Origin of the sequence: Streptomyces exfoliatus, from assembly GCF_000725545.1 — a bacterium.
GTDB lineage: Bacteria > Actinomycetota > Actinomycetes > Streptomycetales > Streptomycetaceae > Streptomyces > Streptomyces exfoliatus.
Genome location: NZ_KL647056.1, coordinates 224,087 through 237,506, shown reverse-complemented (window position 1 = coordinate 237,506; position 13,420 = coordinate 224,087). Strand labels below are relative to the sequence as shown.

The 13,420-nt window shown below is 71.9% G+C and carries 13 protein-coding genes; 6 read left to right on the top strand and 7 right to left on the bottom strand.

Annotated elements, in window-relative coordinates:
* The 3 genes from IO20_RS0135515 to IO20_RS0135505 form a co-directional block, all read right to left on the bottom strand.
* Positions 1 to 2,280, bottom strand: coding sequence for a bifunctional serine/threonine-protein kinase/ABC transporter substrate-binding protein (locus IO20_RS0135515; RefSeq protein ID WP_078945994.1), 2,280 nt, complete (start codon positions 2,278 to 2,280; stop codon positions 1 to 3).
* Positions 2,277 to 3,026 carry a hypothetical protein gene (locus IO20_RS0135510; protein ID WP_245685175.1) on the bottom strand — a complete coding sequence of 250 codons (750 nt, stop codon included), beginning with the start codon at positions 3,024 to 3,026 and terminating at the stop codon, positions 2,277 to 2,279. The genes IO20_RS0135515 and IO20_RS0135510 overlap by 4 nt, the downstream gene beginning before the upstream one ends.
* A 209-nt stretch (positions 3,027 to 3,235) precedes the next feature.
* Complete coding sequence (locus tag IO20_RS0135505; protein WP_051874460.1) at positions 3,236 to 3,655, bottom strand: winged helix-turn-helix transcriptional regulator; 420 nt, start codon at positions 3,653 to 3,655, stop codon at positions 3,236 to 3,238.
* A gap of 108 nt (positions 3,656 to 3,763) precedes the next feature.
* On the opposite strand from IO20_RS0135505, the gene IO20_RS0135500 reads away from it, so the two are divergent.
* From IO20_RS0135500 to IO20_RS0135490, 3 genes are all read left to right on the top strand, one after another.
* Positions 3,764 to 4,630, top strand: coding sequence for an NmrA family NAD(P)-binding protein (locus IO20_RS0135500; protein ID WP_030549884.1), 867 nt, complete (start codon positions 3,764 to 3,766; stop codon positions 4,628 to 4,630).
* Between the two features lie 92 nt (positions 4,631 to 4,722).
* The gene (gene rarD / locus IO20_RS0135495) at positions 4,723 to 5,754 is read left to right on the top strand and encodes an EamA family transporter RarD (protein WP_030549885.1); all 1,032 of its coding nucleotides are present in this window, start codon (positions 4,723 to 4,725) and stop codon (positions 5,752 to 5,754) included.
* Between the two features lie 84 nt (positions 5,755 to 5,838).
* On the top strand, positions 5,839 to 6,666 hold the full coding sequence (locus tag IO20_RS0135490) for a mechanosensitive ion channel family protein (protein ID WP_051874461.1): 828 nt from the start codon (positions 5,839 to 5,841) through the stop codon (positions 6,664 to 6,666).
* 72 nt (positions 6,667 to 6,738) lie between these two features.
* Here the strand turns inward: IO20_RS0135490 and IO20_RS0135485 are convergent, their stop codons facing one another.
* Entirely contained in the window at positions 6,739 to 7,056 is a 318-nt protein-coding gene (locus tag IO20_RS0135485) for a DUF6401 family natural product biosynthesis protein (protein ID WP_030222927.1), read from the bottom strand.
* A gap of 29 nt (positions 7,057 to 7,085) precedes the next feature.
* Positions 7,086 to 8,552, bottom strand: coding sequence for an MFS transporter (locus IO20_RS0135480; protein ID WP_030549887.1), 1,467 nt, complete (start codon positions 8,550 to 8,552; stop codon positions 7,086 to 7,088).
* A gap of 99 nt (positions 8,553 to 8,651) precedes the next feature.
* On the opposite strand from IO20_RS0135480, the gene IO20_RS0135475 reads away from it, so the two are divergent.
* Positions 8,652 to 9,092 carry a winged helix-turn-helix transcriptional regulator gene (locus IO20_RS0135475; protein ID WP_030549889.1) on the top strand — a complete coding sequence of 147 codons (441 nt, stop codon included), beginning with the start codon at positions 8,652 to 8,654 and terminating at the stop codon, positions 9,090 to 9,092.
* A gap of 68 nt (positions 9,093 to 9,160) precedes the next feature.
* On the top strand, positions 9,161 to 9,808 hold the full coding sequence (locus tag IO20_RS0135470; protein WP_031127899.1) for a DUF4291 domain-containing protein: 648 nt from the start codon (positions 9,161 to 9,163) through the stop codon (positions 9,806 to 9,808).
* A gap of 31 nt (positions 9,809 to 9,839) precedes the next feature.
* Here IO20_RS0135470 and IO20_RS0135465 read toward each other — a convergent pair whose 3' ends face one another.
* A complete protein-coding gene (locus tag IO20_RS0135465) occupies positions 9,840 to 10,448 on the bottom strand; it encodes a GNAT family N-acetyltransferase (protein ID WP_106978587.1) in 609 nt (202 codons plus the stop codon).
* A gap of 569 nt (positions 10,449 to 11,017) precedes the next feature.
* On the opposite strand from IO20_RS0135465, the gene IO20_RS0135460 reads away from it, so the two are divergent.
* A complete protein-coding gene (locus IO20_RS0135460) occupies positions 11,018 to 12,154 on the top strand; it encodes a M28 family peptidase (RefSeq protein ID WP_031127897.1) in 1,137 nt (378 codons plus the stop codon).
* Positions 12,155 to 12,253: 99 nt separating this feature from the next.
* Here the strand turns inward: IO20_RS0135460 and IO20_RS0135455 are convergent, their stop codons facing one another.
* A complete protein-coding gene (locus IO20_RS0135455) occupies positions 12,254 to 13,420 on the bottom strand; it encodes a LolA family protein (protein ID WP_211270470.1) in 1,167 nt (388 codons plus the stop codon).

The following is a 13,420-nucleotide window of genomic DNA, read 5'->3' as shown; positions in this document are numbered from 1 at the left end:
TCAGGCCTTCCGCTTCCCCTTGTCCGCCGGGACGACGGGGGCGGGCCCGATCACCTTGTAGGCGCCGTTCTGCACCGCGTGCACGAAGGTCCCGCCGTTCGTGAGGTCACCGCTCTCGTCGAAGGTGTAACCACCCATGACACCGGTGTACTTCTGCTTCCGCAGCGCCTGCCAGAGCCCCTTGCGGGCCGGGCCCCCACCCGCCTTCGCGCGTCGCGCGAGCTCGTCCAGGGCCATGGTGACGACGTCGTACGACTCCCCCGTGTAGTACGCGGGAGCCGCCCCGAACCGCTTGCGGTGGGCCGCGACGAAGCCGGCGGCCTCCTTGCGGGAGACGGCGTCGAGCACGGGGGCGCCGAAGAACCAACCCTCGGCGTCGGCGCCCGCCTCCTTCAGGAACGCCTGCCCGAAAGCCCGCTGCCCGGTGAACCGGGGCCCCGTGAACCGGAGTTCACCGAGTGCGCGGGCCGCGAGGACGGCGCCGGCCAGGGTCCCGCAGTGGACGTACGCATCCATCCCGGAGTCGATCATCTCGCCGAGGACCGCGCGGTACTCCCGCACCCGGGCCGGGACCACCCGGAAGTGGGGCGTGAGGCCGGCCTGCCCGAAGGCGAATTGGACACCCCGGACGAGCTGCCAGCTGTACTGGTCGTCGGTGCGCTCCTGGAGCACCCCGGGCCTGCGGATGGCCGACAGGAGCGTGACGGCGTAGGCCAGGTGCATCCCGGCGAAGGGGTGGTGGGGGATCGCCCGCAGGACCGTGGTGTTCGGCGGGCTCTCCTCGTCCCGGACGGTGAGCAGGTTGTAGCCGGCCGAGACCGTGATCAGCGGGAGACCGGACTCCTCGAAGGCGGGCAGCACGACCTGGGCGGTGTCGTCGGAGGTGGCGCCGAGCACCGCGAGCACGCCCGGGTCGGTGGTGAGTCTGCGGGCCGCCTCCAGGGCGGTGGCCGGGTCGCCCCGGTCGTCGGAGACCGCGAGTTCCAGCGTGTACGGCTTGTTCTTACGGGCGTTGAACTGCTCGACGGCGAGGCGCGCGCCGCGCTCCTGGGCGAGGCCGATCTCCTTGGCGGGTCCCGAGAGGTCGGCGAGGACGCCGATCTTCCAGGTGGTGCGGGGCGGCGCGGGCTTCTTGCCGTCCGCCTCGCCGCCGGTCTCGTCGTCCTTGAGTCCCGCCCACGCGGCGAAGGAACCCCCGCCCACGGCGAGGGCGGCGGCCCCGGAGGCGAGGAGCAGGAAGCCGCGACGGCTGCGCCGCGGCGGTTCCGTCGGCTCGGTGCCCGGCCCGGTCGCGTCGATCTCGGGGAGGGCGAGCATCCGGGCGGAGCGTTCGGCGATGGTCCGGACGACGGGGGCGGGCAGCCAGTCGGCGCCGCCGGCGGGGCTGTCCTCGGTGAGCCGGACTCCGATCTCCGCGGCGGTGGGCCGGGCGGCCGGGTCCTTGGCCAGGCAGGCCCTGACGAGGTCGAGCAGCCCTTCGGGTACGCCGGTGAGGTCGGGTTCGTCGTGGACGGTCCGGTACATCAGGGCGTCCACGGCGCCGGTGCCGAAGGGCGGGCGGCCGGTCGCCGCGTACGCGAGGAGGCAACCGAGCGCGAAGACGTCGGCGGGCGGCCCGATGGCGTCGGTGCGGGCCTCGGCCTGCTCGGGCGCGAGGAAGCCGGGGGTGCCGACGACCATGTCGGTGGCGGTGAGGGCGGTCTCGCCGGTGGCGCGGGCGATGCCGAAGTCGATGAGGCGTGGCCCGTCGACGGCGAGGAGGACGTTGCCCGGCTTCACGTCCCGGTGGACGAGGCCCGCCGCGTGCACGGCGGACAGGGCGCGGGCGACGGCCCAGCCGAGGAGGCGGACGCTCCGCTCGGGCAGCGCGCCGTGCGCGGTGACGGCCTCGCCGAGGGAGGGGCCCGCGACGAAGGCGGTGGCCATCCACGGTTCGGGGGCGTCCGGGTCGGCGCCGGTGACGGGGACGGCCCAGGGGCTGGAGACCCGGCGGGCGGCCTCGACCTCGCGGCGGAACCGGGCCCGGAAGTCGGGCTGGTCGGCCTGGTCGGCGTGGGTGACCTTGACGGCGGCGAGTTCGCCGTTCTCCGTACGGCCCAGATAGACGACGCCCATGCCGCCGGCGCCGAGGCGGCCGAGGAGGCGGTAGCCGGCGATCGAGGACGGGTCGGAGGACAGGAGGGGCTGGAGGGCTCCGGGCTCGGGCCGGGCAGGGGTGGGGACGGGGCCGCGCTGGGGGTCCGTGGGGCCGGCGGAGTCGATGGGTCCGGTGGGGCTCATGACTGGACCTCCAGTTCGTCCTCGGCACGTTGGAGCATCGTGACGAGGGCCTGGACCTGGGCCGTCACGGTGCCGACCGTGCCGCTCCCCTCCTGCTCGCTGTAGCCGGGCGCACCCTTGACGACGGTGGCGACGGTGACCTGGCCGATCCGCGACTGGTACCAGCCGTAGAACTGCTTCCCCTTCACCGCGTCGTTGAGGTAGGTCCCGCGTTCTCCGAGGGAGTCGTGGGCGGTGAAGTTGCCTCCGACGCCGAAGGGGTTGCCGAGCGAGATGAGGTCGGAGATGCGCTCGCCGTCGCGCAGCTTCTGGTCGGGGCAGCGGAGCGCCTCCTCCAGGGTCCCGGCCATCTCCCAGTCGGCGTCGGCCTCCGTGCGGTGCACGGTGACGGTGGCGGCGACCCGGAGGTTCCCGAGGGCGCCGTCGGCGGGGATCTCGCTGTAGGCGGTGACGCTGTAGAGGACGGTGGCGGGCCGGGTGCCGGTCCCCCAGGAGCAGTCGGCACCGAGCACCGGCCAGTAGGCCGGGTCGCTGAGGTGCGGGGTGCGCTTCACGTAGTCCGGGCCCCAGGCGTCGGGTCCCGCGACGACGGCGAGGGCGATCCGTCTGGCGTCGGCCTCGGTCTTCGGCGCGCGCTTCGGGTCGGGGACGAAGGGAAGGGCGGTGGGCGGCGGAGACGCCGTGGTCGGGTCGGGTGTGGTCGGGGACGCCTTGGTCGGGGCGGCCGACGTGCTCGTACTCCCCATGCCGTCGGGTTTCTTCCCGTCGTCACCCCCGTCGGAACAGCCCGTCAACACCAAGCCGCCCAGCATCCCGCCCACCATCACGGCGCGCCAGACATGCCGAGGCTTCCGCTCCCCGTACGCCACAGTTCCCCCACGGTCCCTCACGGTTTCCCCACGAACGGTGAGCAGATCGTATGGCCAGGGACTGACAACTCGCCCCGGTTACAGCGTCATTGAGACGGATCCGTGGCATTGTCGCGACGCGCCTCGTCGTATCGCGCGCGGGCCTCCTCGACCTCCGGGACCCGGCTGTCGGTCCAGCGGGCGAGCTCCGAGACCTGACGGGCGGCCTCCTCGCCCAGGGCGGTGAGGCTGTAGTCGACGTGGGGCGGGATGACGGGCCTGGCGACGCGCAGGACGAAGCCGTCGCGCTCCAGGGTCTGGAGCGTCTGCGTGAGCATCTTCTCGCTGACTCCACCGACCCTCCGGCGCAGTTCGCTGAAGCGGTACGAGCGCTCGAGCAGCGCGATCAGGATCAGGACGCCCCAGCGGCTGGTGACGTGCTCCAGGACGAGACGCGCCGGGCACATGCCCCCGACGACGTCGGTGAACAGCGCCTTCGGCTTCTCGCCCATGTCACTTACTCCCATACCAGTACCTTACTTCAAAGTGGGTACTTTCGAAACGACAGCGCCCCTCGTACGGTGAGTACCGGTGAGTGCACCGCCCACCGCACCCCCACGGGAGAAGGAAGCACCATGAGCATCGTCGTCACCGGAGCCACCGGAGCCCTCGGCCGTCTCGTCATCGACGCCCTCCTCGCCGGCGTCCCCGCCGCATCCGTCACCGCCGTCGTACGGAACAAGGAGAAGGCCGCCGACCTCGCGGAGCGCGGCGTCGAGCTGCGGATCGCCGACTACGGCCGTCCCGAGACCCTGGCGGACGCCTTCGAGGCCGGCGACCGGGTGCTCCTGATCTCCGGCAGCGAGGTCGGACAGCGCGTCGCCCAGCACGCCGCCGTGATCGACGCCGCCAAGGCGGCGGGCGTAGCCCAGCTCGCGTACACCGGCGTCCTCGGCGGCGACGAGGCCGACTTCGACCTGGCCGCCGAGCACAAGGAGACCGAGCGGCTGATCCTCGCCTCCGGCCTGCCGTACACCTTCCTGCGCAACGGCTGGTACTCCGAGAACTACACCGCGAACCTCGCCCCCGTCCTCGCCCACGGCGCCGTCGTCTCCAACGCGGGCGAGGGCCGGATCGCCTCGGCCTCCCGCGCCGACTACGCCGCCGCCGCGGCCGCCGTCCTGACCGGCCCCGCCGAGGAGCACCTGAACCGGGCGTACGAGCTGAGCGGCGACACCGCCTGGTCGCTCGCCGAGTACGCGGCCGAGGTCGCCGCGCAGTCCGGCCGGGAGATCACGTACAGCAGCGTCCCCGCCGAGACCCACCTCGCGATCCTCACCGGCGCCGGCGTCCCCGCCCCCTTCGCCGAGATCCTGGTCGACGTCGACCGGGCCGTCGAGCACGGCGCGCTCGCCCTGCAGACCGGCGACCTGACCCGCCTGATCGGCCGCCCCACCACCCCGATCGCCGTGTCGATCGAGGAAGCGCTGAACGCCTCCTGAGCCGTCATGACCGTATCGCGGTACGGACATGACAAGCCGCCCTGTGCGGCGCTACCTTCGACAGGACAGCGCGACACAGGGCGGGAGGTCCGGTGAAGACGGAGAACACGGAGCGAGCGGGATTGCTCTACGGGATCGGCGCCTACGGCATGTGGGGACTGGTCCCGCTCTTCTGGCCGCTCCTCAGGCCCGCCGGGGCGATCGAGATCCTCGCCCACCGGATGGTGTGGTCCCTGGCCTTCGTCGGCCTCGCCCTGCTCGCCCTCCGCCGCTGGGGCTGGATACGCGAGCTCCTCCGCAGCCCGCGCAAACTCGGCCTGATCACCGTCGCCGCCACCGTCATCACGGTGAACTGGGGCCTCTACATCTGGTCGGTCAACACCGGCCACGTCGTCGAGGCCTCCCTCGGCTACTTCATCAACCCGCTCGTCACCATCGCCCTCGGCGTCCTCGTGCTCCAGGAACGGCTGCGCCCCGCGCAGTGGGCGGCGGTCGGCATCGGCTTCGCCGCCGTCCTCGTCCTCGCGATCGGGTACGGGCAGCCGCCGTGGATCTCCCTCACCCTCGCCTTCACCTTCGCCGCCTACGGGCTGGTGAAGAAGAAGGTCAACATCGGCGGCCTCGAATCGCTCGCCGCCGAGACCGCCGTCCAGTTCCTGCCCGCCCTCGGCTACCTCGTCTGGCTCGGCAGCCAGGGCACCCTGGCCTTCGGCGCCCACGGCACCGGCCACACGCTCCTGCTCGCCGTCACCGGCATCGTCACGGCCGTCCCGCTCGTCTGCTTCGGGGCGGCGGCGATCCGCGTACCGCTGTCCACGCTCGGCCTCCTCCAGTACCTGGCACCGACCTTCCAGTTCCTCCTCGGCATCCTCTACTTCCACGAGGCGATGCCGCCGGAGCGATGGGCCGGCTTCTCCCTCGTCTGGCTGGCCCTGACGATCCTCACCTGGGACGCCCTGCGCGCCGGCCGCCGCAGCCGGCTCGCGGTCGAGGCGGCGAAGGGCGCGGCCAGGTCGGGCGCGGCCGGAACGGGTGCGCCCGTGCCGCCCGCCACCGGACACGCCGGTGAAGAGACCGGGGCCACAGCGGTGGTTTCCACCCCTTCGGCCCAGCCGGGACGCTGACCGGGGGCGGACGCGGCCCCGCCGTAGTTACGTCGGAGGTCCAGGCCCCGAACCGGAGGGGCCCCTCCGAGTGGAGATGGCTCCATGGCGCAGCGCCTCGCCCTCTCGGTCGACTTCGGCCAGGGATTCACGGACGCATGGTCCGCCGTCGCCGAATTCGTGCCGAAGTTCATCGGTTTCCTGGTGATCCTGCTCATCGGCTGGTTCGTCGCCAAGATGATCGCCAAGGTCGCCGACCGGCTGCTGCGCCGGGTCGGCTTCGAGCGGATGGCCGAGCGCAGCGGCGTCTCGAACACCCTCAGGGAATCGAAGTACGACGCCACCGGCATCATCGCCAAGATCCTCTACTACGCGGTCCTGCTGATCGCCCTCCAGCTGGCCTTCGGGGTCTTCGGCCCCAACCCGGTCAGCGTCATGATCAACGGGATCGTCGCCTGGCTGCCGAGGGCGATCGTCGCCTGCGTCATCGTCGTCGTCGCCATGGCCATCGCCCGCGCGGTACGGGACATCATCGGCGGCGCGCTGAGCCAGACGTCCTACGGCAGGGTCCTCGCCACGGCGGCCTGGGCGTTCATCGTCGGCCTCGGCGTGATCGCCGCGCTGAGCCAGGCGGGCATCGCGACCTCGGTGACCGGGCCGGTGCTCACGGCGGTGCTCGCGACGATCGCGGGTGTCATCATCGTCGGCGTCGGCGGTGGTCTCATCACCCCGATGCGGGGACGCTGGGAGCGCTGGCTGTCGGCGGCCGAGGTCGAGACCGGGCGGGCCAAGGACCAGGTCGCGGCCTACCAGCGGGGCCGTGAGGACGCCCGGAGCGGAATGCCGGCTCCTCAGGAGCGCATGGTGCGGGGCGAGGGACAGGAGCCGATGGAGCGCCGTCCCGGCCAGGAACCGCCGATGGACCCGATGTAGATCCAGGGGATCCGGGATCCGCATTCCACATATCCGGATCCCGGATCCGGGATCCGGATATCGGATCCGGTCTCACACGGCCAGCAGGTCGTGCTCCCTGATCAGCCAGCAGACCGCCGTGAGGCGCAGGGTCGCGAAGTCGTGGCCGACGGGCTCGGTCCAGTCGACCTCGGAGAGCCAGTCCGTGAACCCGAGGACGTAGTCGGCGAGCTCCTCGCGCCGGACGGTCCGGCCCTCCGGCCCCCGCTGGGCGGGGATCAGGGCGTCGCACACGGCGGCGGCGTGCTGGTCGACGGCGGCCACGAGCCCCGGCTCGAAGGTGAACTCCGAGAGCCGGGGCATGTACGTGGCGACGACGCCGATCAGCGGGCAGCCGGGCGAAAGGTCCATCCCTCCACATTAGGGGCGGGCGAGGGCCTTCAGACCGTGACGTTCGTCGCAGGCTGGGGCACCTCCGGGGCCTCCGGGGCCTGAGCGGCCTCCTGGACCTCCCGCGCGCGGGCCGCCCCGCCGCGTACCCCCGTCGCCGTGATCACCGCGCCGAGCACGACCATGACCAGCGGCACCACGAGCGCCGCGCGGAAGCCGTCGAGGCCGCCGCCCGCCAGGCCGTACACCGCGGTGACCGCGGCGATGCCGACCGCCGAGCCGAACTGGGTCGCCGTCGTGAGCAGTCCGCCGGCGAGCCCCTGCTCCTCCTCCGCGATCCCCTCCGTACCGGCGATGGTGAGCGGCCCGTACGCCAGGGCGAACGCGAGCCCGGTCAGGAACAGCGTCGGGAACATCGCCGCGTACGACCAGTCCGGGCCGACCGGCAGGAACAGCGCGTAGGAGACGACGGCGAGGACGAAGCCGCCGAGGATCACCCGGGCGTTGCCGAACCGGGCCACGAGTCGCGGGGTGAGCGTCGGGGCGAGGACCGCGTCGACGCCCATCACGAGGAGGGCGAGCGCCGTCTGGAGGGACGACCAGCCGCGCAGCTCCTGGAGGTAGAGCGTGGCCACGAACTGGAAGCCGAAGAAGGAGCCGACGAAGAGCAGGGCTCCCAGGTCGGCGCGGACGAGCGAGGCCTTGCGGAGGATGCCGAGGCGGACGAGGGGGGCGGCGGCCCGGCGCTCGACGGCGACGAAGGCCGCGGCGAGGAGGAGTCCGGCCGCGAGCACGGCGGCCGTGACCTGCCAGCCGGTGAGTCCGTGCTCCAGGCGGATGATGCCGTACGCGAGGAGCAGCATGGCTCCGGCGGCGGTGAGCGCCCCGCCGAGGTCGAAGCCGCCCCGCACGGAACCAGAGCCCTGCGCGTCGGCCGCGCCGTTCGCACGGGCCGGGCGCGGCTCCTTCGGGACCAGGGCGATCGCGGCGGCCAGGATGGCGGCGGCGAGGAGGACCGGGGCGAAGAAGACCCAGCGCCAGCCGAGCTGGGTGAGCAGCCCGCCGATGACGAGCCCGAGCGAGAAGCCGCCGGCGGCGGTGCCGGCGAAGACCAGGAGCGCCTGGTTGCGCTGCGGGCCCTCCTCGTAGGACGTCGTGATGATCGACAGGGCGGCCGGGGTCATGAAGGCGGCGGCGACGCCCGTCACGAAGCGGGCCAGGATCAGGGTCCATCCCTCGTCGGCGAGGCCGCCGAGGCCGGAGAAGAGCAGGAAGACGGTGAGCCAGCCGAGGAGCATCCGGCGCCGTCCGAGCAGGTCGGCGGCTCTGCCGCCGAGGAGTGTGAAGCCGGCGTAGCCGAGGACGTACGCGGACATGACCCAGGCGGCGGTGCCGGTGGTGAGTCCGAGGTCGGCGCGGACGGTGGGGACGGCGACGGCGAGCATGGCGACGTCGATGCCTTCGAGGAAGATCGTCCCGGAGAGGACGAGGAGCAGACTCCAGGCGCGTAGGGACACAACTGCCTCCAGGGCAGGACGGATTGCGGTGGACGGTTACCGATCCGAGGGTCGGTTCCCTCTTGTAACCATCTGCATCCTGCGGGACCATCGGGTGCCATGGAAGAAGGCACTTTGAAGGAACCGAGTCACTGCGCGGGAACCTACGGAACCGAGGGCGACCCCGACCCCTTCCAGTGGGACACCCGGGAGGACTGCGAGGTGCGGCAGATCCTCGACCGGGTCGCCGACAAGTGGTCCCTCCTGGTCATCGCCCTCCTCGACCGCCGCGTCCTGCGCTTCACCGAGCTGAAGCGCGAGATCGACGGCGTCAGCCAGCGCATGCTGACCGTGACGCTGCGCCAGCTGGAGCGCGACGGCCTGGTGAAGCGCACGGTCCACCCGGTGGTGCCGCCGCGCGTCGACTACGAACTGACGCCTCTGGGCGGCACCTTGCACACCACGATCCGGTCCCTGGTCACCTGGACCGAACGCCACCAGAACGAGATCGCGGCGGCACGGGAGGAGTACGACGCCAAGGAGGCGGCGGCGGTGTCCTGAGGACGTCTCGCCGGGAGGACACGGATAACCGGTGGTCCTCCCCGGGGACTTCACCCATCCTGAGGCCCATGGAAGAAACGAAGCCGGCCACCGATGAGCCGAAGTACCGCATCCGGGCGCTCCACACCGACCGTACGGTCACCGTCTACCAGGCGTACCGACCCGGGATCGGCCTGCCCGCGGCCCGCGAGGGCCGGTTTCCGGCCACCTGGAAGCGGGACCGGATGACGTGGATCAAGCCGTCGTTCCTGTGGATGATGTACCGCTCCGGCTGGGGGACGAAGGAGGGCCAGGAGACCGTCCTCGCCGTGGAGATCACCCGCGAGGGCTTCGAGTGGGCCCTGCGGAACGCCTGCCTCTCCCACTACGAGCGCGGGTTCCACCCCGACCAGGCCGCCTGGAAGAGGCAGTTGAGGGAGGCGCCGACACGCGTCCAGTGGGACCCGGAGCGCGACCCGCAGCTCCGGGCACTGCCGTACCGCTCGCTCCAGCTCGGACTCTCGGGCGAGGCCTCTCGCCGGTACGCGGACGAGTGGACGGTGTCGGTCAGCGACGTGACGCCGCTCGCCCACGACGTGCGCGACCTCGTCCGTTCGGGCGACCTGGACGGCGCCCGCCGACTGCTGCCGAACGAGGAGCCGTACCCGGAGCCGGCGGGCCTCCTGGACCACCTGCGCGCGCGGACGGCACAGGAGCCCAGGCGGCCGGCGCCGTGACGACCGGGATGCCGAGGCCGCCGGTGGCGGCTCAGACGTCCGAGGGGTCGCGGGGCGCGCGCCGCATGGCCCACAGGGTCGGACCGCCGCCCGGCAGGCTCGCCTCGCCGAGGACGACGAAGCCGAAGTGTTCGTACACGGGGAGGTTGTCCGGCTTGGAGGACTCCAGGTAGACCGGCATGCCTGCCGCGTCGGCCTGCGCGAGGCCGGAGCGCAGCAGCGCGGATCCGTGACCCTGCCCCCGGGCTGCCGGGTCGGCACCGATGACCGCGAGGTACCAGTGGGGCTCCTGCGGCGCGTGCTCGGCGGCCGCCTCGACGGCCGCACGGAACAGGCCGGCGCGGTCACCGAGGATCTCCTGGAGCTCCTGGACGGTCTCCGCGTCGGGAACGGCCTTGTCCTGCCCCTCCGGCGCCACCCAGAAGGCGGCGGCGGCGTCGGTGCGCTCGCACACACCGTGCAGGCCGTACTGCCGGGCGAAGAGGGTGGTGAAGTACCGGCCGAGACCGGCCTCGCGCGAGGCGTCGTCGGGGAAGAACCAGCGCATCATCGGGTCGTCGCCGAAGGCGCGGGCCAGGACGCCGCTGACCATCGGGGCGTCGTCGATTATTGCCGTTTTCGGGGTGTTCGACAGAGGCATAAGGCCCATTCTGCCTCCTGAACGATCTTGAACGGCGGCGGGGTACCTCCTCGCGGGACAGCGTCCGGCCGACCGGGCTTCAGGGCGGGCCGACTTCCCTGGCGCGGGTGGGACCGCGGTCACGCGAAGCCCCGGGCAGCGGCGGGGGCTGCGCGTGCGCCTGTCGGCCGGTGGGTGGGGGCTTGGTCAGTGGCGACGGGCAGGTGGGTCCGTCACGGCCGGTTCGGGGTGCGCGGGCCGCCACACCCGGAAAGAGGGCGGCCGCACCCGAGACCCACCCGAGACGACGCCCCCGGACCTCAGCAGCCTCCCGCCGACGGGACCGGGCCGACTCCCGGCGCGCGAGAGACCGTCGCGGGTCCACTTGTCCGGTGAGCGAACGCCCCTGACCGGTTTCCGCTCTTGACGCGGAGTCAAACCCTCGCTGAACATTCAGCACGCACAACAGAACACCAGAACAACTGAACACCGCACATGCACTCGCACAGCTCCAGCGCCTCGTGGCACCCACGCCCGAGGCGTCTCGCACGTTCCGTCCCATCCCCGTTCGGAATCCGGAGCCCCCACAGATGAACATCTCCGTGTCCAGACGCTTCACCGCGGCCGCCGCACTCGCGGCGCTCGCCCTCGGCGGTCTCACCGGCACCAGCGCCTCGGCCAGCCCCGCCGCTGCCGCCGCCGCGCCCGACATCCCGCTCGCCAACGTCAAGCAGCACTTGACGGACCTGCAGTCGATCGCCAACGCCAACGGCGGCAACCGCGCCCACGGCCGTACCGGCTACAAGGCTTCCATCGACTTCGTGAAGGCCAAGCTGGACGCCGCCGGATACACCACCACCATCCAGCAGTTCACCTCCAACAGCGCCGTCGGCTACAACCTGATAGCCGACTGGCCGGGCGGCGACCCGAACCAGGTCCTGATGGCCGGCGCGCACCTCGACTCGGTCTCCTCCGGCGCCGGCATCAACGACAACGGCTCCGGCTCCGCCGCCGTCCTGGAGACCGCGCTCGCGGTGGCCCGGGCCGGCTACCAGCCCTCCAAGCACCTGCGCTTCGGCTGGTGGGGCGCGGAGGAACTCGGCCTCGTCGGCTCGAAGTACTACGTCGCCCAGCTGCCCACGACCGAGCGCGCCAAGCTCTCCGGGTACCTGAACTTCGACATGATCGGCTCGCCGAACCCGGGCTACTTCGTCTACGACGACGACCCCACGATCGAGACGACCTTCAAGAACTACTTCGCCGGTCTCGGCGTCCCGACCGAGATCGAGACCGAGGGCGACGGTCGCTCGGACCACGCCTCGTTCAAGAACGTCGGCATACCCGTCGGCGGGCTCTTCACGGGCGCCAGCCGGGTCAAGACCAGTGCCCAGGTGGCGAAGTGGGGCGGTACGGCCACGGCCTTCGACCGCTGCTACCACTCGTCCTGCGACACGACGGCGAACATCAACGACACCGCCCTCGACCGCAACAGCGACGCCGTCGCCCACGCGATCTGGGCGCTGTCCGGCACCTCGACGCCGCCGCCCACCGGCACGGTCTTCGAGAACACGGCCGACGTGTCCGGCGGCAGCGCCGACAACATCGTCCAGACCTTCACCGTGAACGCCTCCTCCGAGGTCGCCAACGGTGCCTGGAAGCTCCGCGCCCAGGACAAGGCCTCGGTCGACACGGGCTACATCAGCGGCTTCAAGCTGACGTTCCCGTAGCGCTGCCGTTCCCGTAGCGCGAAACGAAAGAGCTCCCGGGTGGGTCGGTGACCATCGCCCCCGACCCGCCCGGGGTCCCAACCAGACTGCTCCTTGCGGCTACTTGCCGGCGTTCGCCGCGTTCACCAGGGCGTCCTGCGTCACCGCGCCGACGTAGACCTTGCCGTCGTCGGTGAGGAGCGCGTTCACCAGCTTCGTCTTGAAGACGGTGCCCGAGCCGAACTTCCCGGTGACCTTGTCGCCGAGGGAGTCCAGGAAGCCCTGGACCTCCTTCGGCGCCTCGTCGGTCTTCGGCGCCGGGGCCCCGGTGTCGAGCTTCGCGATCGTCGTCCAGCCCTCGCCGATGACGTTCACGCCCTCGCCGGAGCCACCGAAGCCGCCGAAGCCCTTCTCCAGGTCGCCGAGGCCCTTCTCGAAGCCCTCGGGCAGCTTCTCCTCGCCCGCCGCGTCCTCCGCCGCGCCCTCGGTCACCTTGGCGCCCGCGGGCGCCTTGAAGGTGAAGTCGGAGGCCGCCGGCTTCGCGAAGTCGATCTTCGTGAAGCCCGCGTCGACGACGGGCTTGCCGCCCTCGACCGAGGCGAGGGTGAACTTCAGCGGGGTGCCGTTCGCCGCGTCCACCGCGATCTTGACCGACTCGACCGTCGAACCGGCCTGCTTCGGCTTGATCACCAGCTGGTACGCGTCCCGGCCGGCCACCTTGGCCGTACCGCCGACGGTGATCGACGTGGTGTCGCCGGCCGCCTTCAGGACCTCGTCCGCGAGCTCCTTGGGCGTGGTCGGGACCTCCTTCTCCTCCGGCGCGCCCGCGCCTTCGGGGGCCTTCTCGTGGAAGACCTCGTTCGACTTGCTGTCGTACGCCCAGACGTCGGCGCCGTTGTGGATCAGGCTGTACTCGTCGGAGCCGTCGAGCAGGGTCAGCTTCTGGCGCTCGGGGCCGTCGGCCGCCACGCGCAGGGTGTGGGTGCCGGAGACGAGCTGGGTGAGCTTCTCCGAGGGGTCGGCCGACGAGCCGCCGCCGTCGCCGCCGAGGCCCGGCATCAGGCCGGCGAAGGACGGCAGTCCCAGGTCGGTGGAGATCTTGAACGTGCCGGACAGGGTCTGGGTGTCCGAGGCCGCGATCTTCTCGATGAGCTGCTGGGCCGTGATCTCCGGCAGTTCGGGGTCGCCGGACGCCGCCAGCGCCGGGACGAGTCCGATGGTCGCCGCGGCCACTCCTGCCACCGCGACCGGGACGATGAACCGGCTCGCCTTACGGGTCTCTGCCAT

Coding starts and splice junctions, on each gene's coding strand:
- IO20_RS0135455 (WP_211270470.1), bottom strand. CDS start 13,420: ATGGCAGAGACCCGTAAGGCGAGCCGGTTCATCGTCCCGGTCGCGGTG.
- IO20_RS0135460 (WP_031127897.1), top strand. CDS start 11,018: ATGAACATCTCCGTGTCCAGACGCTTCACCGCGGCCGCCGCACTCGCG.
- IO20_RS0135490 (WP_051874461.1), top strand. CDS start 5,839: ATGGCGCAGCGCCTCGCCCTCTCGGTCGACTTCGGCCAGGGATTCACG.
- IO20_RS0135485 (WP_030222927.1), bottom strand. CDS start 7,056: ATGGACCTTTCGCCCGGCTGCCCGCTGATCGGCGTCGTCGCCACGTAC.
- IO20_RS0135500 (WP_030549884.1), top strand. CDS start 3,764: ATGAGCATCGTCGTCACCGGAGCCACCGGAGCCCTCGGCCGTCTCGTC.
- IO20_RS0135475 (WP_030549889.1), top strand. CDS start 8,652: ATGGAAGAAGGCACTTTGAAGGAACCGAGTCACTGCGCGGGAACCTAC.
- IO20_RS0135505 (WP_051874460.1), bottom strand. CDS start 3,655: ATGGGAGTAAGTGACATGGGCGAGAAGCCGAAGGCGCTGTTCACCGAC.
- IO20_RS0135510 (WP_245685175.1), bottom strand. CDS start 3,026: ATGGGGAGTACGAGCACGTCGGCCGCCCCGACCAAGGCGTCCCCGACC.
- IO20_RS0135515 (WP_078945994.1), bottom strand. CDS start 2,280: ATGAGCCCCACCGGACCCATCGACTCCGCCGGCCCCACGGACCCCCAG.
- IO20_RS0135465 (WP_106978587.1), bottom strand. CDS start 10,448: ATGCCTCTGTCGAACACCCCGAAAACGGCAATAATCGACGACGCCCCG.
- IO20_RS0135470 (WP_031127899.1), top strand. CDS start 9,161: ATGGAAGAAACGAAGCCGGCCACCGATGAGCCGAAGTACCGCATCCGG.